Genomic DNA, 26,390 nt, shown 5'->3' with positions numbered 1-26,390 from the left:
AGGTCAACCCACGCAAGATTTAGCCCTTTGGGGCGAAGCACACTACATAGGTACATAATGACACAAACACCCCGCAGGCCCGCATCGGGCCTCCCCGACAAAGCCACCCTCCTCGCCTTCCTGACGGAAGCCGGTGGAGCCGAAAAAACCGATATCGCCCGCCATTTCGGCCTGAAGGGCGAGGATCGCCGCCGCCTGCGCGAGATGATCCGCGAGCTCGAGGCCGACGGCCTGCTGGGCAAGCGCGGTCGCAAGACCTTCTCGCCTGCCGGTGACCTGCCGCCCGTCGGCGTCGCCGATGTGGTCGAACGTGACGTGGACGGCGACATGTATGTCCGCCTGGTCGACGCCTCACCCGACGCGCCGCGCGCCGTGCTGGTGCCCGAGAGCGGCCCCCGAACCGCCCCCGCACCGGGCATGGGTGACCGGCTGCTGGTCAAATTTGTCAAGGGTGAGGACGGCTGGGAAGCCCGGCTGATCAAGGCGCTGGACGCCGGCACCAACCGCGTCCTCGGCGTGATCCGCAAATCCAACAAGGAAACCCGGGTCGAGCCGGTGGACCGCCGTTCCAAGGACGTGCTGGTCATCCCGCCGCTGCAGGCCGCCGACCTGCGTGACGGCGACCTGGTGTTGGCCTCGATCGAAAAGGGCGAGCAACGCTACGGACCCAAGCGCGGCAAGATCCTGGAGACCATCGGCCGCGAGGACGACCCCCGGGCCGCCTCCCTGATCGCCATCCACGCCCACGGCGTGCCGACCGGTTTCTCCGACGCGGTGGAACAGGAGGCTCTCGATCAGGCCCTGCCGACCCTCAAGGGGCGCGAGGACCTGCGCGAGATCCCGTTCATCACCATCGACCCGGCCGACGCCCGGGACCACGATGACGCGGTCTATGCGCATAAGGATGAGGACGCGAAGAATCCCGGCGGCTGGATCGTCTGGGTCGCCATCGCCGACGTCGCCGCCTATGTGCGGCCCGACACCTCGCTGGACCGCGAGGCCCGGGCCAAGGGCAATTCGACCTATTTCCCCGACCGGGTCGAGCCGATGCTGCCCGAGACCCTGTCCAACGGCCTGTGCTCCCTCAAGGAGGGCGAGAACCGCGCCTGCCTGGCCGTGCGGATGACCTTCGACAAGGACGGCCGCAAGACCGGCCACCGCTTCGTGCGCGGCCTGATGCGGTCCCACGCCAAATTGTCCTACGAACAGGCGCAGGAGGCCATTGACGGCCATCCCGGCGACGCCACCGGCCCGATCATGGACGCGATCCTGTATCCGCTGTGGAACGCCTATCACACCATGCTCAAGGGCCGGCTTAAGCGCAGCCCGCTGGCGATCCAGAGCCCGGAGCGGCGCATCATCATGGCCCCGGACGGCAACATCGCCGCCATCGAGCCGCGCAAATCACTGGAGGCCCATCGGCTGATCGAGGAGATGATGATCCAGGCCAATGTCTGCGCCGCCGAGACGCTGGAGCAGAAGCGGACACCGCTGATCTACCGCATCCACGACACGCCCAGCCAGGAGAAGACCTTCAACCTGGCCGACTTCCTGCAGACCATCGGCAAGCCGTGGAACAAGGGCGAGGCCCCGACCACCAAACGGCTGAACAAGCTGCTGGACGAGACCCGCGACACGCCGCACGCCGAGGTGGTCAACGAGGTGGTGCTGCGCAGCCAGATGCAGGCCATCTACAGCCCCGACAATATCGGCCATTTCGGCCTGAACCTTGATCGCTACGCCCATTTCACCTCGCCGATCCGGCGCTATTCCGACCTGATCGTGCACCGGGGCCTGATCCGCGCCCTGGGACTGGGCAAGGACGGGCTGACCGACCGCGAGGTGGCCGAACTGCCCGCCATCGCCGAACAGGTGACCACGACCGAGCGTCGCTCGATGGCCGCCGAGCGCGACGCCATGGACCGCTATATCGCCGCCTTCCTCGAGGACCGCGTCGGTGCCACCTTCCCCGGCCGAATCACCGGCGTCACCCGTTTCGGCCTGTTCGTGCGGCTGGACGAGACCGGGGCCGACGGCCTGTGCCCGGTCTCGTCGCTGGGCAATGAGTATTTCCACCACGACGACCGCGCCCACGCCCTGGTCGGCGAACGCAGCGGCCAGCGCTGGACCCTGGGCCGGCAGGTCGAGGTCAGGCTGCGCGAAGCCACGCCGATCACCGGCGGCCTGCTGTTCGAGATGCTCAGCGATCCGGCCGCGCGCGACCCCGATGCCCCGGCACCGCGCTATGGCGTGCGGGCCCGCGATCGCGGCCCCGGGGGCAACGGTCCGCCCAAGCGCGGCAGCAAGCGTCCCGGCGGTCCCAAGCCGCCGTCCGGCGGTCTGAAGGGCGTACGCAAGGGCAAGCGACGTTGAGACCAACGCCAGACAGCGCCATGAACTGACAGGTTTTGGTCGGGGCCACACCTCGGCTATCATCGGTTCTCCACCGGGAGGATGCCGATGAAACGTCTCACCACCGTGCTGGCCTGCGCCGCCGTCCTGCTGATGTCCTTGCCCGCCTCGGCCAACGACAGCGTGGCCTCGATGGGGGCGGGGGGACTGGTCCTGCAGCGCACCGAGGGCATCACCATGGTGTCCGAGGACCTGTTCGTGTCCGCCCGGGAGGTCCGGGTCACCTATCGATTCCTGAACCACACGACTGAGGGGATCTCGACCATCGTCGCCTTCCCGATGCCGGACATCGCGCCCGGCTATACCGGCGACGTGGGTGGACGACTGGACGATCCGGCCCACATCGTCCCCTTCATCACCTGGGTCGACGATCGCGCCGTCTGGACCGACGTCGAATATCGGGCCGTGGTTGACGGGGTCGACATCACCGACCGCCTGCGCGCCCTGAACCTGCCGCTGCCTCCCCATGGCCAGGACAGCTGGGACGCGGTCAATGCCCTGCCCGACTCCGTCCGCCGGACCCTGACCGACGAGGGCATCCTCGATTCCGGTCGCAAGCCGGACGGTACGCTGGACTGGAGCATGCCGAACTGGACCCTGAAGACGACCCACTACTGGACCCAGTGGTTCCCGCCGGGCGAGCCGATCGAGATCACCCACCTGTACGCGCCGGCGATCGGCGGCACGGTGATGACCATGGTCGGTCGTGCCGATAGCCCGATGGACGAGTATCGCGAGACCTATTGCCTGGACGAGACCGTGATTGACGCCGCCAGACGCGCCCAGGCCAACGGCCGGGCCTTCAGCGAAACCTGGCTGGACTATATCCTGACGACCGGGGCCAACTGGTCAGGCCCGATCGGTGATTTCCGCCTGGTGGTGGACAAGGGTTCGACCGACAATCTGGTCAGCTTCTGCGGCGACGGCGTACGTCGGATCGGCCCCACCACGTTCGAGGTGCGGCATGCCAACTACACCCCCACGCGCGATCTCAACGTGCTAATCCTGCAGGGTGACCGTTCCGACTAAACCCTTCGACGCCGCCCAGGATCTCGCCGACGCGCCCCGCACGGGTCATCGCCAGAAGCCCAAGGACGCCGCGACCCTGATCCTGCTGCGCGGCGACCGGCATCCGGAGGTGCTGATGGGCCGGCGCGCGCCCGGTCATGTCTTCATGGCCTCCAAATGGGTGTTTCCCGGCGGCCGGATCGAGCGGTCGGATTTCACGGCCGCCGACGCGGGCGACCTGGCCCCTGACGCCCTGCGCCTGTTGACCCGCGAAACCGACGCCCGCCGGGCCCGGGCCCTGGCCATGGCGGCCGTCCGCGAGACCTTCGAGGAGACGGGGCTGATCCTGGGGCACCCGGCCCCGTCGGCCTCGGTGGCCGGCCCGTGGCGCGAGTACCGGGCGGCCGGGGCCCTGCCCGACCTGTCGGTCCTGACCTATGTGGCCCGGGCCATCACCCCGCCCGGCCGGACACGGCGGTTTGACGCCCGCTTCTTCCTCGCCCCGGTGGAGGCCCTGCTGCACCCGGAGCCGACGGCAGGATCAGGCGAGCTGGACGAGATCGCCTGGCTGCCGCTGGCCGCGGCACGGACGCTGGACCTGCCCGCCATCACCCGGTTCGTGCTGGACGAGATCGCCGAACGCCGCGGCGGTGCCGATCGGCCTCGCCCGTTCGTGCGCATGGTGCGTGGCCGCCACGTCGTCAGCCACGACTGAGCCGCCGCCTCAGTCCGTGAGCGGGACTGTCAGGTCGAATTCGACCCGGAAATGCCGGTTGGCCCGGCGCAGCTCATAGGCGAACGCCTGGCCCGGCTCGATCTCCATGGCCCAGACATTGGTCGTCGAAACCGACGCATCGCCGGCGTTGAACAGGTCGATCGAAAACTGGTCGACCGGGAACTCCTGACGTCCGGCCGTGCCGGCATTCACCGTGTCCCCACCGTACCAGTGCAGCCCGTCCGGCTGCCCCTGCGGATCGCGATGGTCATGCTTCAGCGTCAGACCCTGGCCCGTGCGGGTGATGACCCAGGTGCGCGACCGGTCGTCGCCAATCCGGAATGGAATGCGAATCTCCCGGGCCGAACAATCCTGAACCTGCATCCGCATCGGCTGACCGGCCAGATCGGCGTCGGCGGCGTCGGTCGTTACCAGATGACCGGCGAAACTCTGGCCGCACAGGTCCGTCAGACGGGCAAAGAAGGCGTCCTGGGGCTCGGCGGCGGGGGGCAGGCCGGCACAGGACGACAGGATCAGGGCGATGGCTGTCACAGCGATTGCGGGGGCATGGGTCATGTCGCTACCCTAGCCTTTGCCGGAGCCCACTCAAACCACCAACCGCACGGTTGACTTCGCGGCCTTCCCGAGTATGTTCCGCGCCTCTCATTTCAGCGGCTTTCGCCGTCGCAAAGGTAATTACGATGGCCAAACCGGCTTCAATCAAGATCCGCCTGAACTCCTCGGCCGACACCGGCTTCTTCTATGTCACCAAGAAGAACGCCCGGACCATGACCGAGAAAATGGTCGTCAAGAAATACGACCCCGTCGTGCGCAAGCACGTCGAGTTCAAGGAAGGCAAGATCAAGTAGGACCACGCCAGGGCGGCCGTCGCGTCGCCCGGTCCCAAGATCTGCAGTCACACGAAAACGCCCGGTCGCAGGACCGGGCGTTTTTCTGTTTGTGCGCGATCATAGCGGTCAGGCGGCGCGGGCAATGACCCGGTTGCGGCCGCGGGCCTTGGCCTCATAGACCCCCTCGTCGGCCCTCTTGATCAGGGCCTCGGGTGTGTCGCCGGCCCCGAGGGTCGCAGCCACGCCGACGGAGATGGTGATGGTCAGATGTTCCTCGCCGTCCATGATGCGAAACGGAGCGGTCGCCACATCGCGCCGGATTCGCTCGGCGATCATCACCGCATCTTCCAGGCTGGTTCCCGGCATCACCACGACGAACTCCTCGCCGCCGTAACGGCACGGCAGGTCGATGGCCCGGACGTTGGTGGCCAGACGCACCGCGAACTCGCGCAGCACCTCATCCCCGGCGTCGTGGCCGAACCCGTCGTTGACGGCCTTGAAGTGGTCGATGTCGAGCACCAGGACCGCAACGGTGTCGCCCCCCTGCCCGGCCCGGTTGACCATCGCCTGGAGCTGGCCCGCCATGTAGCGGCGGTTGTGCAGGCCGGTCAGGGAGTCGGTTACCGCCATTTCCAGGCTGTAGTCGAGCTTCTGACGCAGGAAGTCCGTGTAGCGTTTGCGTCGGATCTGGGTTCGCGCCCGCGCGGCCAGTTCCTCGGGATCGACCGGCTTGGCCAGAATGTCGTTCACCCCCAGCTCCAGCGCCTTGACCAGGCGCGGCCGGTCGGCGGGGTCGACCACGGCCAGGATCGGCGCGCGGCGCGACACCTCCTTCGACCGGATCTGGGCGACCAGCCGCAGACCGTCGAAGCCGGCGCTCGAGACATTGACGATGATCAGGTCGATCGGCCCCTGGGCGGCGATCAGGGCATTGTCAGGATCCTGCTCGATCACCGGACGATGGTCGGCGGCCAGCTGGTCGGCGATTCGTTTAGCCTGGGCCTGGTTGTCGTCAACGATCAGCACCCGGCCACCGGAGCCGCGCAGCCGTCCGGCCCCGTCGGTGTCGACCCCCATGCGCCGACCGCTTTCCTCGCGTTCGCGCAACTCGTCCATCACGGCCTTGAGCCGCACCAGCGACCGGACGCGGGCAAACAGCACAACATCGTCGATCGGCTTGGTGACGAAATCATCAGCCCCGGCATCGAGGCCCCGGATCTTGTCCTCGCGCCCGTCCAGCGCCGTAACCAGCACAACGGGAATGTGGCGGGTGACCGGATCGGCCTTCAGTCGTCGGCAGGTCTCGAACCCGTCCATCCCCGGCATCATTACGTCCAGCAGGATGATGTCGGGCCGTTCGCTGGCGGCGATCTCCAGGGCCGTGGCCCCGTCGTTGCAGCTCATGACGTCATAGTATTCGAGCGTAAGCTTGGCCTCGAGGAGCCTGACGTTGATGTCAACGTCGTCGACGACCAGGATCCTCGCGGTCATACGGGCACAGCCGGCTTGGCGTCACCAAGATGCAGCCGGATCACGTCGAGGAAATGCATCACCGAGATCGGCTTGGAAATATAGGCCTCACAGCCCCCTTGGCGAATGCGCTCCTCATCGCCCTTCATGGCGAAGGCGGTGACGGCAATGACGGGGATGTGCGCCAGTTCCTCGTCGTCCTTCAGCCATTTGGTGACTTCCAGCCCTGAAATTTCGGGCAGCTGGATATCCATCAGGATCAGGTCTGGATGGTGTTCGCGCGCGAGCGCCAGGGCCGACAGGCCCTCGCGGGTCTGCAGCGTTTCGTAGCCCTGGGAATCAAGCAGATCATGAAAGAGTTTCATGTTCAGCTCGTTATCCTCGACGATGAGGACTTTCTTGGACATCTTCACCCGGTCTGTTGCCTCATCGCCTGCGCGGTTGCGCTGAGGCTTTGCGCCTTCTTCGCGTGCACTCTGATCCGTCCAGTCTTAAGTTGACGTGAAAGCTGGACCGGAGATCCGCCGTCGTGACCCTGCGGGCCATCTGCCGCGACTGCCTGTGGACCGGGGACCGGCACACCGTGCGCTGCCCGGCGTGCGATTCCCGGCGCGTCATCAGCCACGACCAGCTGGCCGACCTGACCATCGCCCACCTCGACTGCGACGCCTTCTACGCCTCGGTCGAGAAGCGGGATCGTCCCGAACTGCGCGACCGGCCGGTAATCATCGGCGGGGGGCGGCGCGGCGTGGCCTCGACCTGCTGCTATATCGCCCGCCAGTACGGCGTCCATTCCGCCATGCCCATGTTCAAGGCGCTGAAGGCCTGCCCCGAGGCCGTGGTGATCAAGCCCGACTTCAGCAAATACGTCTTCGAGAGCCAACGCATCTTCGACGCCATCGGCCGACTGACGCCCCTGGTCCAGACGCTGTCGCTGGACGAGGCCTGGATCGATCTGTCGGGCACGGAACGATTGAATGGCGGTCCGCCGGCGCTGCAGTTGATCCGTCTGCAAAAATGGATCGAGGACGAGATCGGCCTGTCCGTGTCGATCGGCCTCGCCTCCAATCGTTTCCTGGCCAAGATCGCCTCCGAACTGGACAAGCCGCGCGGGTTTTCCGTCCTCGGCACCGAGGCCCCGGCCCTGCTGGCCCCGAAGCCGGTCAGCATCCTCCCGGGCGTGGGGCCTGTCTTTTCGAAGACACTGCGCAGTGACGGCTATGCCACGATCGGCGATCTGGCCGCCGCCGATCCGCGGGACCTGATCAAACGCTATGGCGAAGGCGGCCTGCGTCTGTATGAGCTCGCCCACGGTCGCGACGCGCGCGCCGTCAATCCGGTCCACGACCGCAAGGGCATGAGCGCCGAGACCACCTTCAACGAGGACCTGATCACCGCTGCGGGCCTGGAGACCGAACTCTGGCCACTGTGCGAGAAGCTGGCGTCCAAGGCCCGTCGCGACGGCGTGGCCAGCCGGGTCATCGTGCTCAAGCTGCGCCGCACCGATTTCCGCATTGTCACCCGTCGGCTCAGCCTGGCCGAGCCGGTGCAGACGGCCCGGGCCCTGTTCGCCGCCGGTCGCGCCCTGCTGACCCCGGAACTGGGCATCCCGTACCGGCTGATCGGCATCGGCCTGGGCGACCTGGTCGAGGCGGCCGAGGTGCCGTCAGTCCTGTTCGAAAGCGCCGAGTCGCGGATGCTGAAGACCGAAACGGCGATCGACCTCCTGCGGGCCAAATTCGGCAAGAATGCCGTGGTCGCGGGCCGGTCCCTGAAGCGCTGAGCCTGTCGTCCAGCGCCGCGGCCTAATGGCCCGGCAACCTGTTATTGCAGGCATTCGAAATCAGCAGCCGCCGGGTCTCTCGGACAGCCTCCTCCTCCATATCGCGCCAGGCACGACGGGTGTCACACACCTGACGACTCGTCGGCAGGCGACTGGCCGCTCGCCCCACGGGCCGGAAAACGACCTGGTCCAGACAGGCCTTCTCCTCCGGAGACTCAGCGTTGGCAGACGCGCCCCCGACATCAGATGCGGTCGCCGCGCCAGTCGATGGTCCTGCTGGTGCCTGCGGCGTCAGCTGCGGTGCCGCCAGGACACCACCGGTCCAAGAGAATGATGCCGCATCATGGCGGCCAAACACCAGTCACGAGCCACCCATCCACTCCGGCATGAGCAGTCAGAACACCACCGTTCCTCCGAATCCGCCAACGCTACAAGCCAGCTCGGGCCCGATCCACGCGTCGGTGCCGGTGACTACTGGGGCCGATTCGCTGAGGGACAGGGCGGGTTGAATCGGTCGCGGTTCTGGGTGCGAGCGGCGGCTGCCGCCTGCTCGTCATCCACGACACGCCATTCGCGACGCGTCTTGCAGACACGGGCGCGGGACTGGAGACGGCTCGCGGCCCGCCCCTGGGCCCGGCAGACAACCTCGTCGAGGGTGGCCGTCTGCTCCGCCGTCTCGGCGACCTCGACGGATTCCGTTACAGCGGTCGCAGCGCCCTGCACCTGAGGCTGGTCCGCTGTCTGCGCCTGGGCGGCGGCGGCAAGGAACAGCGGCACAGCCACGACGGCGGCGGCAAGACGAAAAACACGCATTCATGATCTCCAAAAGTCCCCGCAACCCTAACAGCGAATTCCGGATCGACAACTGCGCATGACCCGCACCTGTCCGTATTTGTACGGTGTGATTTCCCCGTTCGGATCCAATTGCGGCGTCGCCAGCGAACGCCCCCCTCAGGAACGACCGCCGGACTGGCTGGAACCTGGTGTCTCAGGGTCGATTCCGCCGCGTCCCTCACTCCGGCCGGCCAAGCGGATCCTCGCGCGGACCATCCTGGCCCATGTTCTGCAATCGCCTCGTCTCAGCGGCTGCTGCTTCGTCAAGGTCACGCCAGGCGCGTCGGGGTCGCATACTCGCGCCCGGCTCCGCAGGCGACTGGCGGCCCGTGGCGCTGCCCGACAGACGACCCGATCCAGAAATGCCGTCTCCTCGGCCGTTTCAGGAACGGCCGCCGGCTCGGTCGCCTGGGGGGCGGCGGCAGCCGCGACCGCCGTACCGGGATCCTGAACCCGGGCGGCGACAGCTGGACTGCCCTGCGCCGCCGGGATCAGCGAAGCCGTGAACACGCCAGATACCAAGAACCAGTGACGCATGGCCGTCTCTTGGTGACAAGAAATCAGCCCGGCACACAACCTGGCTATTTCGGGATACCAGACCGGAAGCGCACCTTCCCTCGCTCCGTCCGAAGGGCTAAGTCGGGCCCACAGACACGGAGCCCTGCCATGACCGTCGCCACCCGCCTCGCCGACCTCGGTATCAGCCTGCCGGAACCCGCCAAGGCGGTCGCCAACTACGTCCCCTATGTCCAGACCGGCAATCTGGTGCACATCTCCGGCCAGCTGTCGAACGACGCCTCGGGCGGCATCAAGGGCACGGTCGGCGACGACGTCTCGCCCGAACAGGCCCAGGCAGCCGCCCGCATGTGCGGCGTCAATCTTCTGGCCCAGATCTCGGCCGCCCTGGACGGCGATCTGGAACGCGTCGTCCGCATCGTCAAACTGGGCGGCTTCGTCCAGGCTGCCGGGGATTTCACCGCCATTCCCGCCGTCATTAACGGCTGTTCCGACCTGATGGTCGAGGTGTTCGCCGACAAGGGTCGCCACGCCCGGTCGGCCGTCGGCGTCTATCGCCTGCCGCTCGGCTTCGCCGTCGAGGTGGACGCCATCGTCGAGGTGAAGTGAGCGTCACGCTAACGGTTCACGACGGGATCGCCGATATCGGCGCGGCCGCCTGGGACGCCTGTGCGGGCCCGACCGGCGATCCCTTCGTCTCCTACGACTTCCTGCACGCCTGCGAGGCGTCAGGCAGCGCGACCCCGGCCACGGGCTGGGCCCCGCGCCATCTGGCCTTACGGAATGAAACGGGGACAGTCCTCGGCGTCATGCCCCTCTATCTGAAGGGCGACAGCCAGGGCGAATATGTCTTCGACCACAGCTGGGCCGACGCCTTCGAACGCGCCGGCGGCCGCTACTATCCCAAACTGCTGGGCGCTGTGCCCTTCACCCCCGCCACGGGCCCGCGCTTCCTCAGCCACTCCGACGCCGACGCCACCACGGTGCGTGAGGCGCTACTGCAGGGAGCCCTGGCCCTGGTCGAGCGGCTGGGGGTGTCGTCGCTGCACGTCAATTTTCCGACCGGGGCGGACTGGCGGGCCATGGGCGCGGCCGGCCTGCTGCAGCGGCAGGATATGCAGTTCATCTGGCGCAATGCCGGCTATGCGACCTTTGACGACTTCCTCGCCGCCCTGTCGTCCAACCGGCGCAAGACCATCCGTCGAGAGCGACGCGAGGCTGCGGCCGGGCTCGACATCCGTGTCCTGACCGGCGCGGACCTGACCGAGGCGCACTGGGATGCCTTTTTCGCCTTCTATCTGGACACCGGCTCACGCAAATGGGGCCGCCCCTATCTGACCCGGGACTTCTTCAGCCGGATCGGGTCGACGATGGCCGACCGCATTGCCCTGGTCATGGCCTTCCGCGACGGGCAGCCGATTGCCGGGGCCCTGAACCTGATCGGGCGCGACGCCCTGTACGGCCGCCAGTGGGGAGCGCTGGAAGAGGTGCCCTTCCTGCATTTCGAGCTTTGCTATTATCAGGCCATCGAATTCGCCATCAGCCGCGGTCTGGCGCGGGTCGAGGCCGGGGCCCAGGGCGAGCACAAGATCGCGCGCGGATACCTGCCCTCCCCCGTCTGGTCCGCCCACCACATCGTCCATCCGGGCCTGCGCGAAGCCGTGGCCCACTATCTGGAAGGCGAGCGCCCGGCCGTGGCCGCCGGCATCGCCGAACTGACCGCCGACCAGTCGCCCTATCGTTCAGTCTGAGCCTGCCGTCCGGCCATTTTCGGCGGCGCGGGCAAACCAGCCGGCCAACTCGGCATTGACCGCGCCGGGGCCGTCCAGGTCGACCACCGCCGTCAGACGTTCGGACCAGCTCTCGGTCCAGGTCGGGGATTGCAGCCGCCCGCCCCCGTCGGGATCCAGCTTCAGTCCCAGCAGGGCCCCGCCCCCCTTCAAGGGGCGCATCGCCGCAAACTGCACCACCCGCGAGAAGGCCGTATAGCCCTTGCGCTGGGCGACAATGACGCCCTCCAGGTCGGCGGCGATCCGTTCGACCGCCTCGAGCGCGGCCAGCGACCGCGGCTCCGCCCACAGGGCCGAGCGCAGACCCTCGGCGTCACTCCAGCCCAGGGAATCCGCCGGACGGGCCGCGTCGAGAATCAAGGCCGCGTGGTTGGCACCGATGCCGTGGGTCGCGTTCAGCCAGGCCGCCTGCGCCCTGGGTCGGGTCTCGGGACAGCCCTTCAGAATATCGACCCAGACCGCCAGCGGTCGACCCGTCCTGTCCTCCAGATTGGCCTGCACCGTGGCGAACCATTTCTTCTGTCGCTCGGTCATCGCCGGGTCGGTCATCGGTCTCTCCAGTTCGGTCGGATTGTCGCGCGTTTCAGTCTGCGGCAAAAGGCCCAGATGCGCCGCCACCGGGGAACCGGGCCCGCCCTCATGCGCTCAATTGTCAGCCTCCCCGGCCGTCTTCCATTCTTCTTCCAATTCAGGGACACATCCATGACCGACCAACGTATCGAAGGCATCGCCACCGAAATCGGCGGCACGGCCCAGACCGGCCTCGGCAAGCTGACTGACAATCCCAAGCTGGAGCTCAAGGGCCGACTGAATCAGGCCAAGGGCAAGGCCCAGGACCTGTACGGCCAGGCCATCGACAGCCTGGACCGCCTGGTTGAACGGGCCCCGGCCGACCTGCAGGACCCGGCCCGAACCGGCCTGGACTTCGCCCGCCGCAAGCCCCTGCTCACCACGGCCATCGTCGCCGGTCTGGGTCTGCTGCTGGCCGGAGCCGGTCGCCGCCGCTAGGTCGCTTCAGCGCCGCACAAAAAAGAGCCCGGACGTCGCCGTCCGGGCTCTTGTCGTTTCCGATGGCGGGCTCAGCCCGCCGTTTCGTCCGCCGGCTCCTTGACAGGCGCACCCGACGGGCCGCTGACGTCGAAGACGATCTTGCCGTCCTTCAGCGCCACCTTCACATGGCCGCCGCGCGTCAGGCGACCGAACAGGATGTCGTCGGCCAGCGGCTTCTTGATATGTTCCTGGATGACCCGCGCCAGCGGGCGCGCGCCATACAGTTCGTCGAAGCCGTTCTTGGCCAGCCAGTCGGCCGCGTCGTCGGCCAGTTCGATGGTGATGTTGCGATCCGCCAGCTGGGCTTCCAGCTGCAGGATGAATTTGGTCACCACCAGCCGGATGGTCTCGGCCCCCAGAGGCTTGAAGCTGACGATGGCATCGAGACGATTGCGGAACTCCGGCGCGAACAGACGCTGGATGGCCTTGTCGTCCTCACCCTCGACCTTGCCGCGACCGAAGCCGATCGAGGCCCGGGCGTTGTCCGCGGCCCCGGCATTGGTCGTCATGATCAGGACCACATTGCGGAAATCGACCTTCTTGCCGACCGCATCGGTCAGCATGCCGTTGTCCATCACCTGCAACAGGATGTTGTAGACGTCGGGGTGGGCCTTCTCGATCTCGTCCAGCAGGACCACGGCGTGGGGATGCTGGTCGACGGCATCGGTCAGCAGGCCACCCTGGTCATGGCCGACATAGCCCGGAGGGGCCCCGATGAGCCGGCTGACCGTGTGCCGCTCCATATATTCCGACATGTCGAAGCGCAGCATCTCGATGCCGAGGGTCGAGGCCAGCTGTTTGGCCACCTCGGTCTTGCCCACACCGGTCGGTCCGGCGAACAGGAAGGAGCCGATCGGCTTCTGCGGATCGCGCAGGCCGGCGCGGGCCAGCTTCATCGCCGCCGCCACCTGTTCGATGGCCGCGGACTGGCCGAACACCGCCCGGTTCAGATCGGTCTCGAGCTTCTTCAGCCCCTCGGTGTCGGACTTGGACACCGACTTGGCGGGGATACGGGCCATCTTGGCGATGACGGCCTCGACCTCCTTCTGACCGATGACCTTCTTGCGCTTGGATTCCGGCAACAGCATCTGGCTGGCCCCGGCCTCGTCGATCACGTCGATCGCCTTGTCCGGCAATTTGCGGTCGGTCATGTAGCGCGCCGACAGTTCGACCGCCGAACGTACCGCCGCCTCGGTGTAGCGCAGCTTGTGGTGCGCTTCGTAATAGCTCTTCAGGCCGCGCAGGATCTTGATCGAATCCTCGACCGTCGGCTCGTTGACGTCGATCTTCTGGAAGCGCCGGACCAGGGCCCGGTCCTTCTCGAAATGCTGGCGGTATTCCTTATAGGTGGTCGAGCCCATGCAGCGCAGGCTGCCCGAGGCCAGGGCCGGCTTCAGCAGGTTGGACGCGTCCATCGCCCCGCCCGATGTGGCCCCGGCACCGATCACCGTATGAATCTCGTCGATGAACAGAATGGCGTTCTCGTGGTTCTCGAGTTCCTTGACGACCTGTTTCAGCCGCTCCTCGAAATCACCGCGGTAGCGGGTGCCGGCCAGCAGCGCCCCCATGTCGAGCGAATAGATGGTCGCGCCTTCCAGCACCTCCGGGACCTCGTGGTTGACGATCTTGCGCGCCAGCCCCTCGGCGATGGCCGTCTTGCCGACGCCCGGTTCGCCGACCAGCAGCGGATTGTTCTTGGTGCGGCGGCACAGGATCTGGATCGAGCGATCGACCTCGGCCTGACGGCCGATCAACGGATCGACCTTTCCCTGGCGCGACTTCTCGTTGAGGTCGACGCAATAGGCTTCCAGCGCCTCGCCGCCCGACTTGACGGTAGCCGCGTCCTCGGAGTCCTCGGGACTGTCGCCCTTGCCGGTGCGGACTTCCGAGGCCCCGGCCTTCTTGGCAATGCCGTGGGCGATGAAGTTCACGGCATCGTAGCGGGTCATGTCCTGCTCCTGCAGGAAATAGGCGGCGTGGCTTTCGCGCTCGCTGAAGATGGCAACCAGCACATTGGCCCCGGTCACCTCTTCCCGGCCCGAGCTCTGCACGTGGATCACCGCGCGCTGGATCACCCGCTGGAAGCCGGCTGTGGGTTTGGCCTCTTCACCGTCCGACGTCGCCAGGGCGGCCAGGTCAGTGTCGACATACAGGGTCAGGGCGGTCTTGAGGGCCACGAGGTCAACGTTGCAGGCGGTCATCACCCCGGTGGCGTCGGGGTCGTCGATCAGGGCCAGCAACAGATGCTCGAGCGTGGCGTACTCATGCCGCCGTTCGTTGGCGTAACTGACCGCGCGGTGCAGCGTTTCTTCGAGAGGACGCGAAAATGAGGGCATGAGGGTATCCTCTCAGTCTTTTTCCATCGTGCATTGCAGCGGGTGCTGGTGACGGCGCGCCGTCTCGATCACCTGGGCGACCTTGGTTTCGGCCACCTCGTAGGTGAAGACGCCGCACACCCCGACACCATGCTGATGCACATGCAGCATGATGCGAGTCGCGGCCTCGCGGTCCTTCTGGAAGAACCGTTCCAGCACATAGACGACGAATTCCATCGGCGTGTAATCGTCGTTCAGGATCAGCACCCGGTAGAGCGAGGGCTTTTGGAGCTTGGGCTTTGTTTCGGTGACGGTGGCGGAGCCGAAGCCATCGCCCTGTCGTTCACCTGGCCGCTTGGAAGGCATTCGTGTTCCGTATCGGGGAGTTGATAGCTCAGATAAGCAATGATGGCCTGAATTGAAGATGCGTCCAGTCACAGCTTGCGTGACAAATGCGTCATGACCGAAGTTTCACGGGTTCCGCCACCTCCGGCCCGATACGCTCCGCCCAGCCGCATTGTCGTCGGCGGAGGTTTCCATGCCCTTTACCGCCCTGTTCGCCGCCCTGTTGCTGGGTCAGACCCAGCCCGTCGACCTGCTTGACGGACCCGAACTGACAGCGGCCATCGCCGCCCGCGATGCTGAATTGTTTCACGTCATGTTCGACCTGTGCGATCCGGCCGCCCTGTCCGATCTCGTCACCGATGATCTGGAATTCTATCACGACCGGGGCGGGCTGACGGCGACGGGGGCGACCTTCGTCACGGAGTATGGCGAGAGGTGCGGGGGCCCACAGGGTCCGGACACCTTCCACTCGCGCCGGGAACTCGTGCCGGATTCGCTCCGGGTCTATGCCATCCCGGGCGTCGGGGCCGTCGAGGAAGGCAGCCACCTGTTCTACGAACGTCAGGGGGACGGACCGGAACATCTGGTCGGGCGGGCACGCTTTTCCGTGCTGTGGCGGCTCGAGGACGGTGACTGGCGTCTGGCGCGGGCCTTCAGCATCGATCACGCCGCCATCGAATAGCGAAAAGGCCCCCCGGATTTCTCCGGAGGGCCTCTCGAAACGCTGACGTGAAGCGCAGGTCGCCTTAGCGGGCAGCCTGGAACTTCTCGACCGAAGCGCTGACGCGCTCGTTGATCGGCTTGAAGCTGTCCTTGACCGAGGCGGTAAGAACGTCCGTCATCTTGGTCATTTCAGCCATATAGGTCTCCATCGCCGTTTTGGCGAAGGACGTCTGCAGCTCGACCAGTTCCTGGACCGAACGGGCCTTGGAGAGGCTCTGGGCGGCGGCGACGCCGGTTTCCCAGGACTTCTTGCCATAGGCCAGAGACTGCGAGGACAGGGCCTCGACGCCACGCTGGGCGACGGTGGCCGACTCGACGACCGCGTCCAGGTTCTTCTTGCTCTGGGCGTTGAGCTCGGTCAGCGAAGCGACCGACTTGTCGATGCCTTCACGGAAAGCCTGGGCACCGGCGGCCTGGGCCTGCTTGGCACCAGCCTGAACCTTCTCGGCCTGGGCCTTGACGGTCGCGGTGGCGGTTTCGACGGTTTTTTTCACGGTTTCGGCGCTGTCGGCCATGGGGAAGTCTCCTGAAGCTGATCGCGGCGGGGCCGCCTGTTGTGACTCGGTGACCGGTCGTCGCGATCACCACAGAGCTCATATGGTGCAAGTGCGAACGCACGTCAAGGCTCGTTGTGCAGCGCAACATTTTCGTGACGCCGCCCCCCGCCGGTCAAATCTGCGTTGACGCCTTGTTAACCGCCATGAAACCTCGAAGGCCTCATGTTAGCCTTCTGTCAGCGGCGCGTCCGGCGGTCGCGACCACGCCATAGTAATGAGGCATCGCTTGCCGATGATCGCAGTTTTCCGCCGTACCCTGATTGCCGTACTGGGCATCTCCGTCCTGACGCTGTCCCCGGTGACCGGTGCACCGCCGGTCGCGCAGTCGACCGAAAACGCCCGCTATGCCGCCATCGTCGTCGATGCGGCCACGGGCGAGGTCCTGTTCGCCCGCTATGCGGACAACCGTCGCTATCCGGCCTCCGTCACCAAGATGATGACCCTCTACATGGCCTTCGAGGCGCTGTCCGAGGGACGGGCCAAGCTGGACGACATTATCACCGTCTCGCCGCGCGCCGCCTCCCAGCCCCCGTCGAAACTGGGCCTCGCGGCGGGCCAGACCATCACCCTTGACGACGCCATGCATGCCACGGCCGTCCGCTCCGCCAATGACATGGCTGTGGCCATCGCCGAACATATCGGCGGCTCGGAGGCCCGGTTTACCGCGCTGATGACCCTGAAGGCCGAAGAACTCGGCATGACCCAGACCCGCTACGTCAACGCCAACGGCCTGCCGGACAGCCGGCAGCTGACCTCGGCCCGCGATCTGTCGATCCTGGCCCGGGCGGTGATGCGCGACTATCCGCAATACTACCGCTATTTCGGCTTCCACGACTGGAGCTACCAGGGCCGCCAGTACCGCAACACCAACGGGCTGCTGGCGACCGGTCAGGGCTATGACGGGATGAAGACCGGCTATACCAACGCCTCGGGCTACAATCTGGCGGCGTCCGCCGTGCGCGACGGCAAACGGCTGATCACCATCGTCCTGGGCGGCCGTTCCACAGCGTCGCGCAACGCCCACGTCGCCGAACTGATGGACACCGGCTTCGAACTGGAGCGGCTGCGCGGCTGTGGCCAGCCGATCCAGGTCGCCCAGGCCTTCTTCGAACAGCGCGGCTTCGGCGTCAGCACGGACAACTCCACGGCCCCCGTCGTCTATGCCTCCACTGACGATGACGGCGACGAGGATGGAGCCACCGCCGTGGCCTATACGGCTGCCCTGGCACCGCCGCCGGTCCTGGCCGCGCGCATGGCCGCGCCGGTGGTCCAGGCTGAACTGGCACCGGCTCCCGATCTGACCGCCACCCTCAATGGCGCGCGGCCGTCGCGTCGCACGACGACATCCACCCCGCCCCGCGCCACGCCGGCGGCACCGCCTGCCGGTCGCTGGGCGGTCCAGGTCGGGGCCTTCCGGGACGAGACGGTGGCCCGCGACTGGCTGGTCGAGGTCAATCGCCGCTTCCGAAGCCAGTTCGCCACCGCTGAACGGTCGGTGCAGACGGCCGCGGGCTGGTATCGCTCGCGCTTCACCGGTCTGACCGAGGACGGTGCCCAGGCGGCCTGTGCAGCCCTGGCCGAACGTCGGGTCACCTGTATGGTGGTGCGGCCGGAATAGGCGGCTCAGCGCTTCCGCAGCCGGTCCCGCGCCGCATTCAGGCGCGACGCCAGCCCTTCGGTCCCGCCCTGATCAGGGTGGGCGCGGGCCATCAGACGGCGCCAGGCGGCCTGGATCTGTTCGGGGGTGGCGTCGGTGCCGACTCCCAGAACCGATCGAGCCTCCGTATCGCTCATGGCTTCAGTGCGCCGCGCCACGGCCCGGATGCGCGAACTCAGGACCAGCCACAGGCCGGAGCCGAGCAGCCCTGCTGCAGCCAGCCAGGCCCCGTGCGAGGCGGCCAGCGCGCCACCGGCCAGCAGAACCGCACTCAGCAGGGTCGCCGCGACACGCCAGTGACCGCGCCGCGGCCCTTCGGTCTGTCGGCCCAGTCGTGCCAGCGCCCAGACGGCAATGGCCGCCAGCACCAGCCAGATCAGGCCCATGGCATCACGCCGCCGCGTCCAGCGCGGCGACCACCTGGTCCAGGCCTAGGGCCTTCATCAGATTGCGCATCTCCTGACGCGCCGCGATATGGGCCAGGGACACGGACACGGGCCGGATCTCGGCGGACAGGTCGGCCACGGTCAGGCCGAACGGGAACAACTCGCGATAGATGACCCGGTCTCGCAGGCCCGGCCCCATGCGAAAGCCGACCCGTTTGGCCAGTTTCTGCAGCTTGTCGGACAGGCGGCGACGGTTGCGGGCCTCGGCCACGGCGAGACGGTTGGTGACAACGATCCAGTCGATCGAGCCGCCGCGCTCGACGGCGCGCTGTTTGCGCGCCTCCCAGACGCTCTCGGAATAGATCGACGGCTTCTGCAGTTCGAGCGTCACCGGATCGACCTGACCCAGCAGGTCGAAATCGACGAAACTGTCATTCATCGGCGTGACGATCTGGTCGGCACGGGCATGGGCCGCACGCGACAGGGCGGTATCGCCGCCGGGGGTGTCGATCAGGATCACGTCGGCCAGGGCCCGGGCCTCGGCGAAAGCGCGGTCGAAACAGGCTATCTGTTCGTCCTCGGTGGCCCGGGCCAGCAATTTGCCGTCGCCCATGTCCGGCTCGATCGGCATCGGCAGAACCTGACCATTGGCGGCCATCCACGCCGCCCGGTTGCTGAAAAAGCGCGCCATCGAGCGCTGGCGCAGGTCCAGATCGATGATCGCGACCCGCCGCCCGGCGTGCAGCAGACCCGTAGCGATATGGATGGCCAGGGTGGACTTGCCCGCCCCGCCCTTTTCATTGCCGACGACGATGACCTGAGGGTCAGCCATTGCGTTCACGATCCCGATTGTGATCGCCGACTCAATATGAGGCGGTTCAGGGCCAGAGTCGCGGCGGGCGGGGTCGGCGTCAACGAAAGGTTAAGCACCGCTTGTGGATTGCCGCCCTCAGGTGTTGCGGCGACACCAGGGATCGTCGATCCGCGCAGCGGCGCAAACGGCGGCGGCGGCACCGGCGGGCGCGGCGACCTTGAGCCGGACCAGACGACGGCCGTCGATATTGACCCCTTCGAACACCGGGGCCAGGCCGGACAGGACACCGGAATCGGCCTTGGCGGTCAGACGGGCCCAGGCCATGCGGGCCGACTCCTCACTGGAATAGGCTCCCAGCTGGATCAGGCTGGTGCGCACCGGACGGGCGGCCGGCGCGGGCTTCAGGGCCGGACGCAGGCCGGCCTCGGCGGCGGTGGCGGCAACCCGGGTCGAGACCTGTTGCACCATGGCGCGGGCGACGACGGGGGCGGCCCGATCAACGAGGCCGTCGAGACCGCCGTCCCGGGCGTCCCACAGATCATGCGGATCCATGACCTCGACCCGCAGGGATGCCGGCTGGGCCGGCCTCAGGCCCAGGTCCCGGGCCGAGGCCACGGTCTTCGGGGTCCGCGCTCCGTCCAATGGAATGGCGGCGATACGATTGGCCAGGTTCTCGAAGCGATGGGGATCGCTTTCGACGGCACCACAGGCACTAAGCCCCGACACGAGGACGGCGGCCAGGGCGCAACGGAACAGGGGCACAGGGATCATGCCGCGACCCTTGCACGGCGGAATTTGAAACCCGGTTCACGAACAGACTTAAGGCCGAAGGTTAATGCGGTAACCATGGACGGGGCTTGCCGCACCGCGCATCAGCCGATCGCACCGACGCAGCCCTCGGCATCGCCCGGCGTCAGCAGGGCCTCGGTCAGGGACAGGCTCCAGCCGTGGTGGGTATGCAGGCCCCAGCGGCGGGCTCCGCCGCCGTCGCCGGCATCCCCACCGACGCTGACGACCACGCGACGCCCGGCCGGCAGGGCGGTCGGATCGACCTTGCCCACGGCCAGGGCGGTGGGGGTCAGCGGGCTGCCGAAGCCGTCGAACACGCTGAGTTCGGCCCATTCCCGACGCAGGCCGACCCACCAGGGGTTGTCGTTATTGATGGCCAGGACGGCGACCCCGCCCCCGGAGGCGGCGAAGGCCAGGGCGGCCTCGGGCTCACGCACCATGCGCAGGTCGGCGGCACGGCCGAAACGCAGCCGGGCCCCGTCGAAGGCCCGGGCCGGCTCGCTGGGCGACCAGACCTGGACCTGGAGGCGACCCTGACGGGCCAGACCCCAGCCGACGATCTCGCGCCACAGGCCGGCGACGGCCTCGCGGCTTTCGGGCCGGGCAGCTTCCAGCATGCGGGCCATCACCGCCTGTTCGCGGTCGGGGCGCAATTTGGTGTGCGGGCCGGTCGGGGCGTCCTTGGCCGCGCCGACGCGGGAGGCCAGGGCCAGGCGGCGTTCGAACAGGGCCAGGATATCGTCGTCGAGATGATCGATTTCGTGACGCAGGGCGGCCAGCGCCATCTGCTCGGGCGAGATCGGTGTGGCCGACGGGGCGGCCGGGCGGGGTTTCTGAAGTGTGGACTGGGGCACTGGGAGACTTTCAAACGGACGGATTCGACAGGTTGCGAGTGGAACCGCCGCCCCTTCAGGGACGGTCGCCGGCGAGGAGGTCAGGACTGCAAGGAGCCCGACGCCTCAGCCGGCGTATCGAAAGCCATAAAAGCCAAAATACAGGCCGTCGGCCGCGAGAACGCGGTCGAGAAAGGTCGCAGCGATGTCGTGCGAGGGGGCCATGCGCCCATCAAGCGCGCAAGATCCGTGCGCCGTCAACCGGTCTGGAGGCTCAACAGGACAAAACGCGTGCGATTATCTTCGCTATCCTGCAGATCGTTGCGCAAAATCGACAGTCCGTAGACTTCAGCCGCCCGGGCAGGGGCGGCTGCGGCGCGGGTGGGGTCGCCGGCCTCGGCCACGGTCCGGGCCGAGCCGGCGGTGTCGAATCCCTCGACCGCGCGCAGGCCCAGGCTCGCCAGGGTCCCGGTGCACTGGCGCAGGGCGATCGGATGGCTTTCAACCGTGCGAATATCCGACAGCCGGGCCCCGGGCACCGCCATCAGGGCCAGCCGGATCGGCCGCCAGACCTCGGCCACCACATCCATATCGGCCTCGGCGACCAGGGTGGCAGCGGGCTCGACCACGCCGATGATGGAATTCTCGACCGGGATCAGGGCACAGCCACAGTCGCCCGACCGGACCGCATCCAGGGCCTGGGCGAAGGTGTCGAAGGCCACGGCCTCGTCCCACGGGCGCAGATCGAGACAGGCTTCATGGCTGAAGGCTCCCGGCGCGCCCTGATAGGCGACCCGGCCCGGAACGGTACCGGTTCCGGCAAGGCCGTCGCCGGCCATGGTCAGGCGGCCGCCGAGCGGGACTGACGCCCGGACTTCAGCCGTTCGGCCACCAGGAAGGCCAGCTCCAGCGCCTGGTCGGCGTTCAGACGCGGGTCGCAATGGGTGTGGTAGCGGCTGGACAGTTCGTCCTCGGTCACGGCCTGGGCCCCGCCCAGACATTCGGTGACGTTCTGGCCGGTCATCTCCAGATGGACGCCGCCGGGATGGACCCCCTCGGACTCGGCCACATCGATGAAGGTGCGAACCTCGCCGAGGATGCGATCAAACGGCCGGGTCTTGAAGCCGTTGGCGGCCTTCAGCGTATTGCCGTGCATCGGATCGATCGACCAGACCACCCGCTTGCCGGCAGCCTTTACCGCCCGCATCAGGCCCGGCAGGCGCAGGCCGACCTTGTCGTGGCCGAAACGGCCGATCAGGGTCAGGCGGCCCGGGATATTGTCGGGATTGAGCACGTCGATCAGGGCCAGAAGATCGTCGGCCTCCATCGTCGGCCCGCATTTGACGCCGATCGGATTCTTGATGCCGCGCATGAATTCGACATGGGCCCCGTCCAGCTGACGGGTGCGTTCGCCGATCCACAGCATATGGGCCGAGGTATCGAACCATTCGCCGGAACCGCCGTCCAGACGGGTCAGGGCGCTCTCGACATTGAGCAGCAGGGATTCGTGGCTGGTGAAGACCTCGACCCGGCTCAGGTCCGGATGGCTTTCGGGCGTGACGCCGACGGCCTCCATGAAGGCCAGGGCCTCGGTGATCTTCTCGGCCAGTTCGCGGTATTTGTCCCCGGCCCCGTTGTCGGCAAAGCCCAGGGTCCAGCGATGGATGTTGTACAGGTCGGCATAGCCGCCGCCGGCGAAGGCGCGCAGCAGGTTCAGGGTCGAGGCCGACTGGTTGTAGGCCTTCATCAACCGCTGCGGGTCGGGGATCCGCTCTTCCGGGGTGAAGCCCATGCCGTTGATGATGTCGCCGCGATAGCTGGGCAGTTCGACGTCGCCGATCTGTTCCACGCCCGACGAGCGCGGCTTGGCGAACTGGCCGGCGATGCGACCGACCTTCACCACCGGCTTGCGCCCGGCGAAGGTCAGGACCACCGCCATCTGCAGGATCAGGCGGAAGGTGTCGCGGATGTTGTCGGTCGAGAATTCCTTGAAGCTCTCGGCGCAGTCACCGCCCTGCAGCAGGAAGGCCTCGCCGGCCTCGACCTGGGCCAGTTTCGACGTCAGGCGGCGCGCCTCCCCGGCGAAGACCAGCGGCGGCATCGCCCGAAGCTCGTCCTCCACCCGGTGAAGGGCGGCCATGTCCGGATAGTCCGTCGGCATCTGCACGACGGGCTTTGTTCTCCAGCTCTCGGGGGTCCAGCGTGTGGTCATGGGCTCAAGATAGGCGCGAGAGGGTTGCGGGACAATAAAGCCGTTGGCCCGGAGACGAATTGAGTCGTGACCGATCGCCGCGCCGATGTGGCGACGGTGATGGAAGGGCGGCGGAGCGCCGGGCCTTCGCCCGGTTGAACTCTGAAAAATACCGTTTCGACGAAGGCTGACGCTCCGCGTGGCGAGTTTTCAGGAGCTTGCGTCGGGTGGCGGTCTTATCGCCTTACCGCAGCGCCCCTGACGGGCGGGCCGTTCTTGCGACACGGTCCCCGGACCGGATGCGTATCCCCCGCATCCCTGACCCCGCTTCACCACTCCCGCCGCACACCGGGTCGCAGGCCAGGCGGCCCTTCCTTGCGACGGGACGGGGGGAGTGTGGGGCAGGTTGGGACCCGGGCGGGAAGACTGGGGGGCGGTGAGCGGTAAGGTGTTGATGGGGCGTGGTTTTGGGCAGCGCCGATAGGGGGGTTGTTGGCAAACACCTCGCATCCTACCGCTGTCGTCATCCTCCGGCGAGCGCCCGCGTCAGCGGGGGCGGGACCGGAGGACCCAGCGGCGCGCGAGCGTAGCGAGGGCGAAAGTGCCGCACCAATCGTGCCTGAACAGATCGCGCTCCGCGCGCCGCTGGGTTCTCCGGTCTGCGCCGCAAGCGGCTTGCCGCAGAATGACGACAGTTGGGGCGCGGGATGACCGGAGAGTTTCCCCCTACCCCACCGCCATACTGCCCGGCGTCTGTTTGTCCTTCATCGTCACCAGTTCCTCGGCCATGGTCGGGTGGACGGCGCAGGTGGCGTCCCACTGGGCCTTGGTCAGGCCGGCCTTCACGGCGATGGCGGCCAGCTGGATCATCTCGGGGGCCTCGGGGCCGACGATGTGAACGCCGACGACCTTCTGGCTCTTCGCCTCGACCACCAGCTTCATCAGCACCCGCTCGTCCGAGCCGGTGAAGGCGTATTTCATCGGCCGGAAGCGCGACAGATAGACATCGACCTCGCCGAGGGCCTGGCGGGCGTCATGCTCGGTCAGACCCACCACCCCGACCGGGGGCTGGCTGAACACGGCGCTGGCGACGCCCTCATGGTCGAAGCTTTGCGGATTGTCGCCATAGACGGTCTGGTGGAAGGCCACCGCCTCGCGAATGGCCACCGGGGTCAGGTTGATGCGGTCGGTGACGTCGCCGACGGCCCAGATGTTGTCGGCCGTGGTCTTGGAGAATTCATCGACCCTGATCGCGCCGCCGTCGGTCAGTTCGACGCCGGCGGTCTCCAGCCCCAGACCCTTGACGTGCGGCACCCGGCCCGTGGCGAACATCACCACATCGGTCTCGATCTCGTGGCCGTTCTCGAGCTTGTTCAGCAGGCCGGTTCCGGTCTTTTCGATCGCCGAATGCTGGCAGCCGAGGATGACCTTGATGCCGCGTTTCTCGATCTCGCCCGCGAGGTGAGAGCGCACGTCATCGTCGAAGCCGCGCAATATGTTGGGCCCGCGATAGATCAGGGTCGTCTCGACCCCGAGGCCGGCGAAGATGCCGGCGAACTCGACCGCGATATAGCCGCCGCCGGCGATCAGGATGCGTTTCGGCAGCTCGGGCAGGTGGAAGGCCTCTTCCGAGGTGATGGCGTGTTCGATGCCCGGAATGGTGTCGGGCTTCCACGGCCGGCCACCGGGGGCGACCAGGATGCGTTCGGCGGTGATGATGCGGTCGCCGCCACCGTCGCCCTTGCCGAGGATGGCCACCGTATGGGCGTCTTTCAGCACGGCGCGGCCGTGGACCAGGTCGACCCCGGCCTTGCCGAGGTTGGCAACATAGATGCCCGACAGCCGGGCGATCTCGACATCCTTGGACTCCAGGAATTTCGGCCAGTCGAACGTGGCCTTGTCGATGGTCCAGCCATAGCCCTCGGCGATCTCCAGCGCGTGGCTGACCTCGGAGGCCATGACCATGAATTTCTTGGGCACGCAGCCGCGGATGACGCAGGTGCCGCCGACGCGATGCTCTTCCGCGATGGCCACCTTCTTGCCGCCCAGGGCCGTCAGCCGGGCGGCGCGGACCCCGCCCGAACCGGCACCGATGACGAAGAGGTCGTAGTCGTAGGTGGTCATCGGGGATCCGGTCAAAAATTAGAGTCCACTGAGTCCACTGAGTCCGGACCGGACGTCCGGGGACGTGCGGGACTTAGGGAGCGAGGGCCGTGGGAGCAAGGCGGGGACACGATGTCCGGACCGGATCACGGCACCGGCGTCTCGACCCGGCTGTCGGCGTTGATCGCACCCTTGCCGTGGCCCGGCCACCCGGCAGATACTCATTGACGCCCCGGGGAGGCAGGTGATTAGCATCCCCGACAACCCTGAGGTCCCCGAAAATGCTCGCGTTCGTTGTTGCCGCCCTGCTCGGGTCCTCCCTCCCCCAGTCCGTACCCGCCTCCAGTCCTGCGAGCGATGTCACCCGGCAGGTGCCCGAAGACGCCCCGGCGGTAACCATCGGGGACGTCGAAATTATCGCGCGCCCGCAGGGGGCCATGGTCCGCGAGTTTGTGAATGAGGTCGCGGCCCCCAACCGGAACCGGGGCATCGCCCGCTGGGAGAAGGATGTCTGCATCGGGGTCGCCAACCTGCGCGGTGCCGCCGCCCAGTATATCGTCGACCGGATGTCGACCGTGGCCCTGGAGATCGGCCTGACCCCGGGCGAACCCGGCTGCGAAGCCAATGTCATCGTCATCGCCTCGGACGCTCCGGACCGTGTGGCCGAGGAACTGGTGAACGAACGGCTGAACGTCCTCATCATGGGCGGTTCGGGCATGGACCAGGGCCGCGCTGCGCTGAACGCCTTCGCCAGTTCGGACCGGCCGGTGCGCTGGTGGCAGATCAGCATGCCGATCGACAGTCAGACCGGCGCGGCCGCCATCAGACTTCCGGGAGAGTGTGGCGGGTCCTGCACCGGGGGGGCGGATTTCGGACCAAAGGTCCGACTCCCCACCAGCACGCGTCTGAGCAGCCCGATCGTCGACAGCCTGATCCGCACAGTGATCATCGTGGACCTGGAACAGGTGCGCGGCGTCACCGTCCAGCAACTGGCGGACTATCTGGCCATGGTCACCCTGGCGCAGATCGACCCCGACGCGGACACGCATGCCTTTCAGTCCGTGCTGAATGTGTTCGAAAATCCGGCCTCGGCGGACGGCCTGACCGAGTGGGACCAGACCTATCTCCAGGGCCTGTACCGGGCCAACCGCACGCGCAACATCGGCTCGGGCCTGCCTGAGCTGTCGGACTCGATCCGCCGCGTTCAGGCGCGCGAAGACGCCACCGCTCCGGACTGACCCCGCCATC

26 protein-coding genes are annotated in these 26,390 nt (G+C 67.2%); 11 read left to right on the top strand and 15 right to left on the bottom strand.

Features of this window, described 5'->3' with window-relative positions; translation table 11 throughout:
- Positions 1-57 precede the first annotated feature (57 nt).
- The 3 genes from rnr to PSV00_RS01825 all read left to right on the top strand — a co-directional run bounded on the left by rnr (position 58) and on the right by PSV00_RS01825 (position 4,135).
- Positions 58-2,373 (top strand): ribonuclease R, encoded by a 2,316-nt coding sequence (gene rnr / locus PSV00_RS01835; RefSeq protein ID WP_300444091.1) that lies wholly within the window; start codon positions 58-60, stop codon positions 2,371-2,373.
- Between the two features lie 87 nt (positions 2,374-2,460).
- Positions 2,461-3,441: a DUF4424 family protein gene (locus tag PSV00_RS01830; RefSeq protein ID WP_300444089.1), complete on the top strand. Its 981-nt coding sequence runs from the start codon at positions 2,461-2,463 to the stop codon at positions 3,439-3,441.
- Complete coding sequence (locus PSV00_RS01825) at positions 3,425-4,135, top strand: NUDIX domain-containing protein (RefSeq protein WP_300444087.1); 711 nt, start codon at positions 3,425-3,427, stop codon at positions 4,133-4,135. Before PSV00_RS01830 ends, PSV00_RS01825 begins: the two co-directional genes overlap by 17 nt.
- 9 nt (positions 4,136-4,144) lie before the next feature.
- Here PSV00_RS01825 and PSV00_RS01820 read toward each other — a convergent pair whose 3' ends face one another.
- Entirely contained in the window at positions 4,145-4,711 is a 567-nt protein-coding gene (locus PSV00_RS01820; RefSeq protein WP_300444073.1) for a hypothetical protein, read from the bottom strand.
- Positions 4,712-4,836: 125 nt separating this feature from the next.
- Here PSV00_RS01820 and rpmG point away from each other — a divergent pair, with 125 nt between their 5' ends.
- Positions 4,837-5,004: a 50S ribosomal protein L33 gene (rpmG, locus tag PSV00_RS01815; protein WP_055830646.1), complete on the top strand. Its 168-nt coding sequence runs from the start codon at positions 4,837-4,839 to the stop codon at positions 5,002-5,004.
- 108 nt (positions 5,005-5,112) lie between these two features.
- Here rpmG and PSV00_RS01810 read toward each other — a convergent pair whose 3' ends face one another.
- Entirely contained in the window at positions 5,113-6,477 is a 1,365-nt protein-coding gene (locus tag PSV00_RS01810) for a PleD family two-component system response regulator (RefSeq protein WP_300444071.1), read from the bottom strand.
- Positions 6,474-6,863 (bottom strand): response regulator, encoded by a 390-nt coding sequence (locus tag PSV00_RS01805; protein ID WP_300444069.1) that lies wholly within the window; start codon positions 6,861-6,863, stop codon positions 6,474-6,476. Before PSV00_RS01805 ends, PSV00_RS01810 begins: the two co-directional genes overlap by 4 nt.
- Positions 6,864-6,985: 122 nt before the next feature.
- Here PSV00_RS01805 and PSV00_RS01800 point away from each other — a divergent pair, with 122 nt between their 5' ends.
- Complete coding sequence (locus PSV00_RS01800; protein WP_300444068.1) at positions 6,986-8,239, top strand: DNA polymerase IV; 1,254 nt, start codon at positions 6,986-6,988, stop codon at positions 8,237-8,239.
- Between the two features lie 471 nt (positions 8,240-8,710).
- Here the strand turns inward: PSV00_RS01800 and PSV00_RS01795 are convergent, their stop codons facing one another.
- The gene (locus PSV00_RS01795; protein ID WP_300444066.1) at positions 8,711-9,052 is read right to left on the bottom strand and encodes a hypothetical protein; all 342 of its coding nucleotides are present in this window, start codon (positions 9,050-9,052) and stop codon (positions 8,711-8,713) included.
- Positions 9,053-9,739: 687 nt separating this feature from the next.
- On the opposite strand from PSV00_RS01795, the gene PSV00_RS01790 reads away from it, so the two are divergent.
- Together PSV00_RS01790 and PSV00_RS01785 are read left to right on the top strand one after the other, a co-directional pair.
- The gene (locus PSV00_RS01790; RefSeq protein WP_300444064.1) at positions 9,740-10,198 is read left to right on the top strand and encodes a RidA family protein; all 459 of its coding nucleotides are present in this window, start codon (positions 9,740-9,742) and stop codon (positions 10,196-10,198) included.
- Complete coding sequence (locus PSV00_RS01785; RefSeq protein WP_300444061.1) at positions 10,195-11,340, top strand: GNAT family N-acetyltransferase; 1,146 nt, start codon at positions 10,195-10,197, stop codon at positions 11,338-11,340. Before PSV00_RS01790 ends, PSV00_RS01785 begins: the two co-directional genes overlap by 4 nt.
- Here PSV00_RS01785 and PSV00_RS01780 read toward each other — a convergent pair.
- Positions 11,332-11,928, bottom strand: a complete 597-nt coding sequence (locus tag PSV00_RS01780) for a DUF4287 domain-containing protein (RefSeq protein WP_300444058.1) — start codon at positions 11,926-11,928, stop codon at positions 11,332-11,334. The two genes, PSV00_RS01785 and PSV00_RS01780, sit on opposite strands and share 9 nt — an antisense overlap.
- Before the next feature lie 153 nt (positions 11,929-12,081).
- Here PSV00_RS01780 and PSV00_RS01775 point away from each other — a divergent pair, with 153 nt between their 5' ends.
- The gene (locus PSV00_RS01775) at positions 12,082-12,387 is read left to right on the top strand and encodes a CsbD family protein (protein ID WP_300444056.1); all 306 of its coding nucleotides are present in this window, start codon (positions 12,082-12,084) and stop codon (positions 12,385-12,387) included.
- Positions 12,388-12,458: 71 nt separating this feature from the next.
- Here PSV00_RS01775 and clpA read toward each other — a convergent pair whose 3' ends face one another.
- Together clpA and clpS are read right to left on the bottom strand one after the other, a co-directional pair.
- Positions 12,459-14,765, bottom strand: a complete 2,307-nt coding sequence (clpA, locus tag PSV00_RS01770) for an ATP-dependent Clp protease ATP-binding subunit ClpA (protein ID WP_300444055.1) — start codon at positions 14,763-14,765, stop codon at positions 12,459-12,461.
- Between the two features lie 12 nt (positions 14,766-14,777).
- On the bottom strand, positions 14,778-15,110 hold the full coding sequence (gene clpS / locus PSV00_RS01765) for an ATP-dependent Clp protease adapter ClpS (RefSeq protein ID WP_300444052.1): 333 nt from the start codon (positions 15,108-15,110) through the stop codon (positions 14,778-14,780).
- Positions 15,111-15,282: 172 nt separating this feature from the next.
- On the opposite strand from clpS, the gene PSV00_RS01760 reads away from it, so the two are divergent.
- The gene (locus PSV00_RS01760; protein ID WP_300444050.1) at positions 15,283-15,771 is read left to right on the top strand and encodes a nuclear transport factor 2 family protein; all 489 of its coding nucleotides are present in this window, start codon (positions 15,283-15,285) and stop codon (positions 15,769-15,771) included.
- A 64-nt stretch (positions 15,772-15,835) separates the two neighbouring features.
- Here the strand turns inward: PSV00_RS01760 and phaP are convergent, their stop codons facing one another.
- Positions 15,836-16,327 carry a phasin family protein gene (gene phaP / locus PSV00_RS01755; RefSeq protein ID WP_300444048.1) on the bottom strand — a complete coding sequence of 164 codons (492 nt, stop codon included), beginning with the start codon at positions 16,325-16,327 and terminating at the stop codon, positions 15,836-15,838.
- Between the two features lie 274 nt (positions 16,328-16,601).
- Here phaP and PSV00_RS01750 point away from each other — a divergent pair, with 274 nt between their 5' ends.
- Positions 16,602-17,987 carry a D-alanyl-D-alanine carboxypeptidase family protein gene (locus tag PSV00_RS01750; RefSeq protein ID WP_300444046.1) on the top strand — a complete coding sequence of 462 codons (1,386 nt, stop codon included), beginning with the start codon at positions 16,602-16,604 and terminating at the stop codon, positions 17,985-17,987.
- A gap of 5 nt (positions 17,988-17,992) precedes the next feature.
- Here PSV00_RS01750 and PSV00_RS01745 read toward each other — a convergent pair whose 3' ends face one another.
- The 7 genes from PSV00_RS01745 to gor form a co-directional block, all read right to left on the bottom strand.
- Positions 17,993-18,412, bottom strand: coding sequence for a molecular chaperone DnaJ (locus PSV00_RS01745; RefSeq protein ID WP_300444045.1), 420 nt, complete (start codon positions 18,410-18,412; stop codon positions 17,993-17,995).
- A gap of 4 nt (positions 18,413-18,416) precedes the next feature.
- Complete coding sequence (locus tag PSV00_RS01740) at positions 18,417-19,244, bottom strand: division plane positioning ATPase MipZ (RefSeq protein WP_300444043.1); 828 nt, start codon at positions 19,242-19,244, stop codon at positions 18,417-18,419.
- A gap of 117 nt (positions 19,245-19,361) precedes the next feature.
- On the bottom strand, positions 19,362-19,997 hold the full coding sequence (locus tag PSV00_RS01735) for an SPOR domain-containing protein (protein WP_300444040.1): 636 nt from the start codon (positions 19,995-19,997) through the stop codon (positions 19,362-19,364).
- A 101-nt stretch (positions 19,998-20,098) separates the two neighbouring features.
- Positions 20,099-20,869, bottom strand: coding sequence for a chorismate mutase (locus PSV00_RS01730; protein WP_300444037.1), 771 nt, complete (start codon positions 20,867-20,869; stop codon positions 20,099-20,101).
- A 236-nt stretch (positions 20,870-21,105) separates the two neighbouring features.
- Positions 21,106-21,687 carry a prephenate dehydratase domain-containing protein gene (locus PSV00_RS01725; RefSeq protein ID WP_300444035.1) on the bottom strand — a complete coding sequence of 194 codons (582 nt, stop codon included), beginning with the start codon at positions 21,685-21,687 and terminating at the stop codon, positions 21,106-21,108.
- A 2-nt stretch (positions 21,688-21,689) separates the two neighbouring features.
- The gene (locus tag PSV00_RS01720; protein ID WP_300444033.1) at positions 21,690-23,060 is read right to left on the bottom strand and encodes a class II 3-deoxy-7-phosphoheptulonate synthase; all 1,371 of its coding nucleotides are present in this window, start codon (positions 23,058-23,060) and stop codon (positions 21,690-21,692) included.
- A 705-nt stretch (positions 23,061-23,765) separates the two neighbouring features.
- Positions 23,766-25,163: a glutathione-disulfide reductase gene (gor, locus tag PSV00_RS01715; RefSeq protein ID WP_300444031.1), complete on the bottom strand. Its 1,398-nt coding sequence runs from the start codon at positions 25,161-25,163 to the stop codon at positions 23,766-23,768.
- A 260-nt stretch (positions 25,164-25,423) separates the two neighbouring features.
- Here gor and PSV00_RS01710 point away from each other — a divergent pair, with 260 nt between their 5' ends.
- Positions 25,424-26,380 (top strand): hypothetical protein, encoded by a 957-nt coding sequence (locus PSV00_RS01710; RefSeq protein ID WP_300444030.1) that lies wholly within the window; start codon positions 25,424-25,426, stop codon positions 26,378-26,380.
- Positions 26,381-26,390: the final 10 nt, after the last annotated feature.

This window comes from Brevundimonas sp., from assembly GCF_029945885.1.
Classification (GTDB): Bacteria; Pseudomonadota; Alphaproteobacteria; order Caulobacterales; family Caulobacteraceae; genus Brevundimonas.
This window is presented reverse-complemented; position numbering and strand designations above follow the sequence as displayed.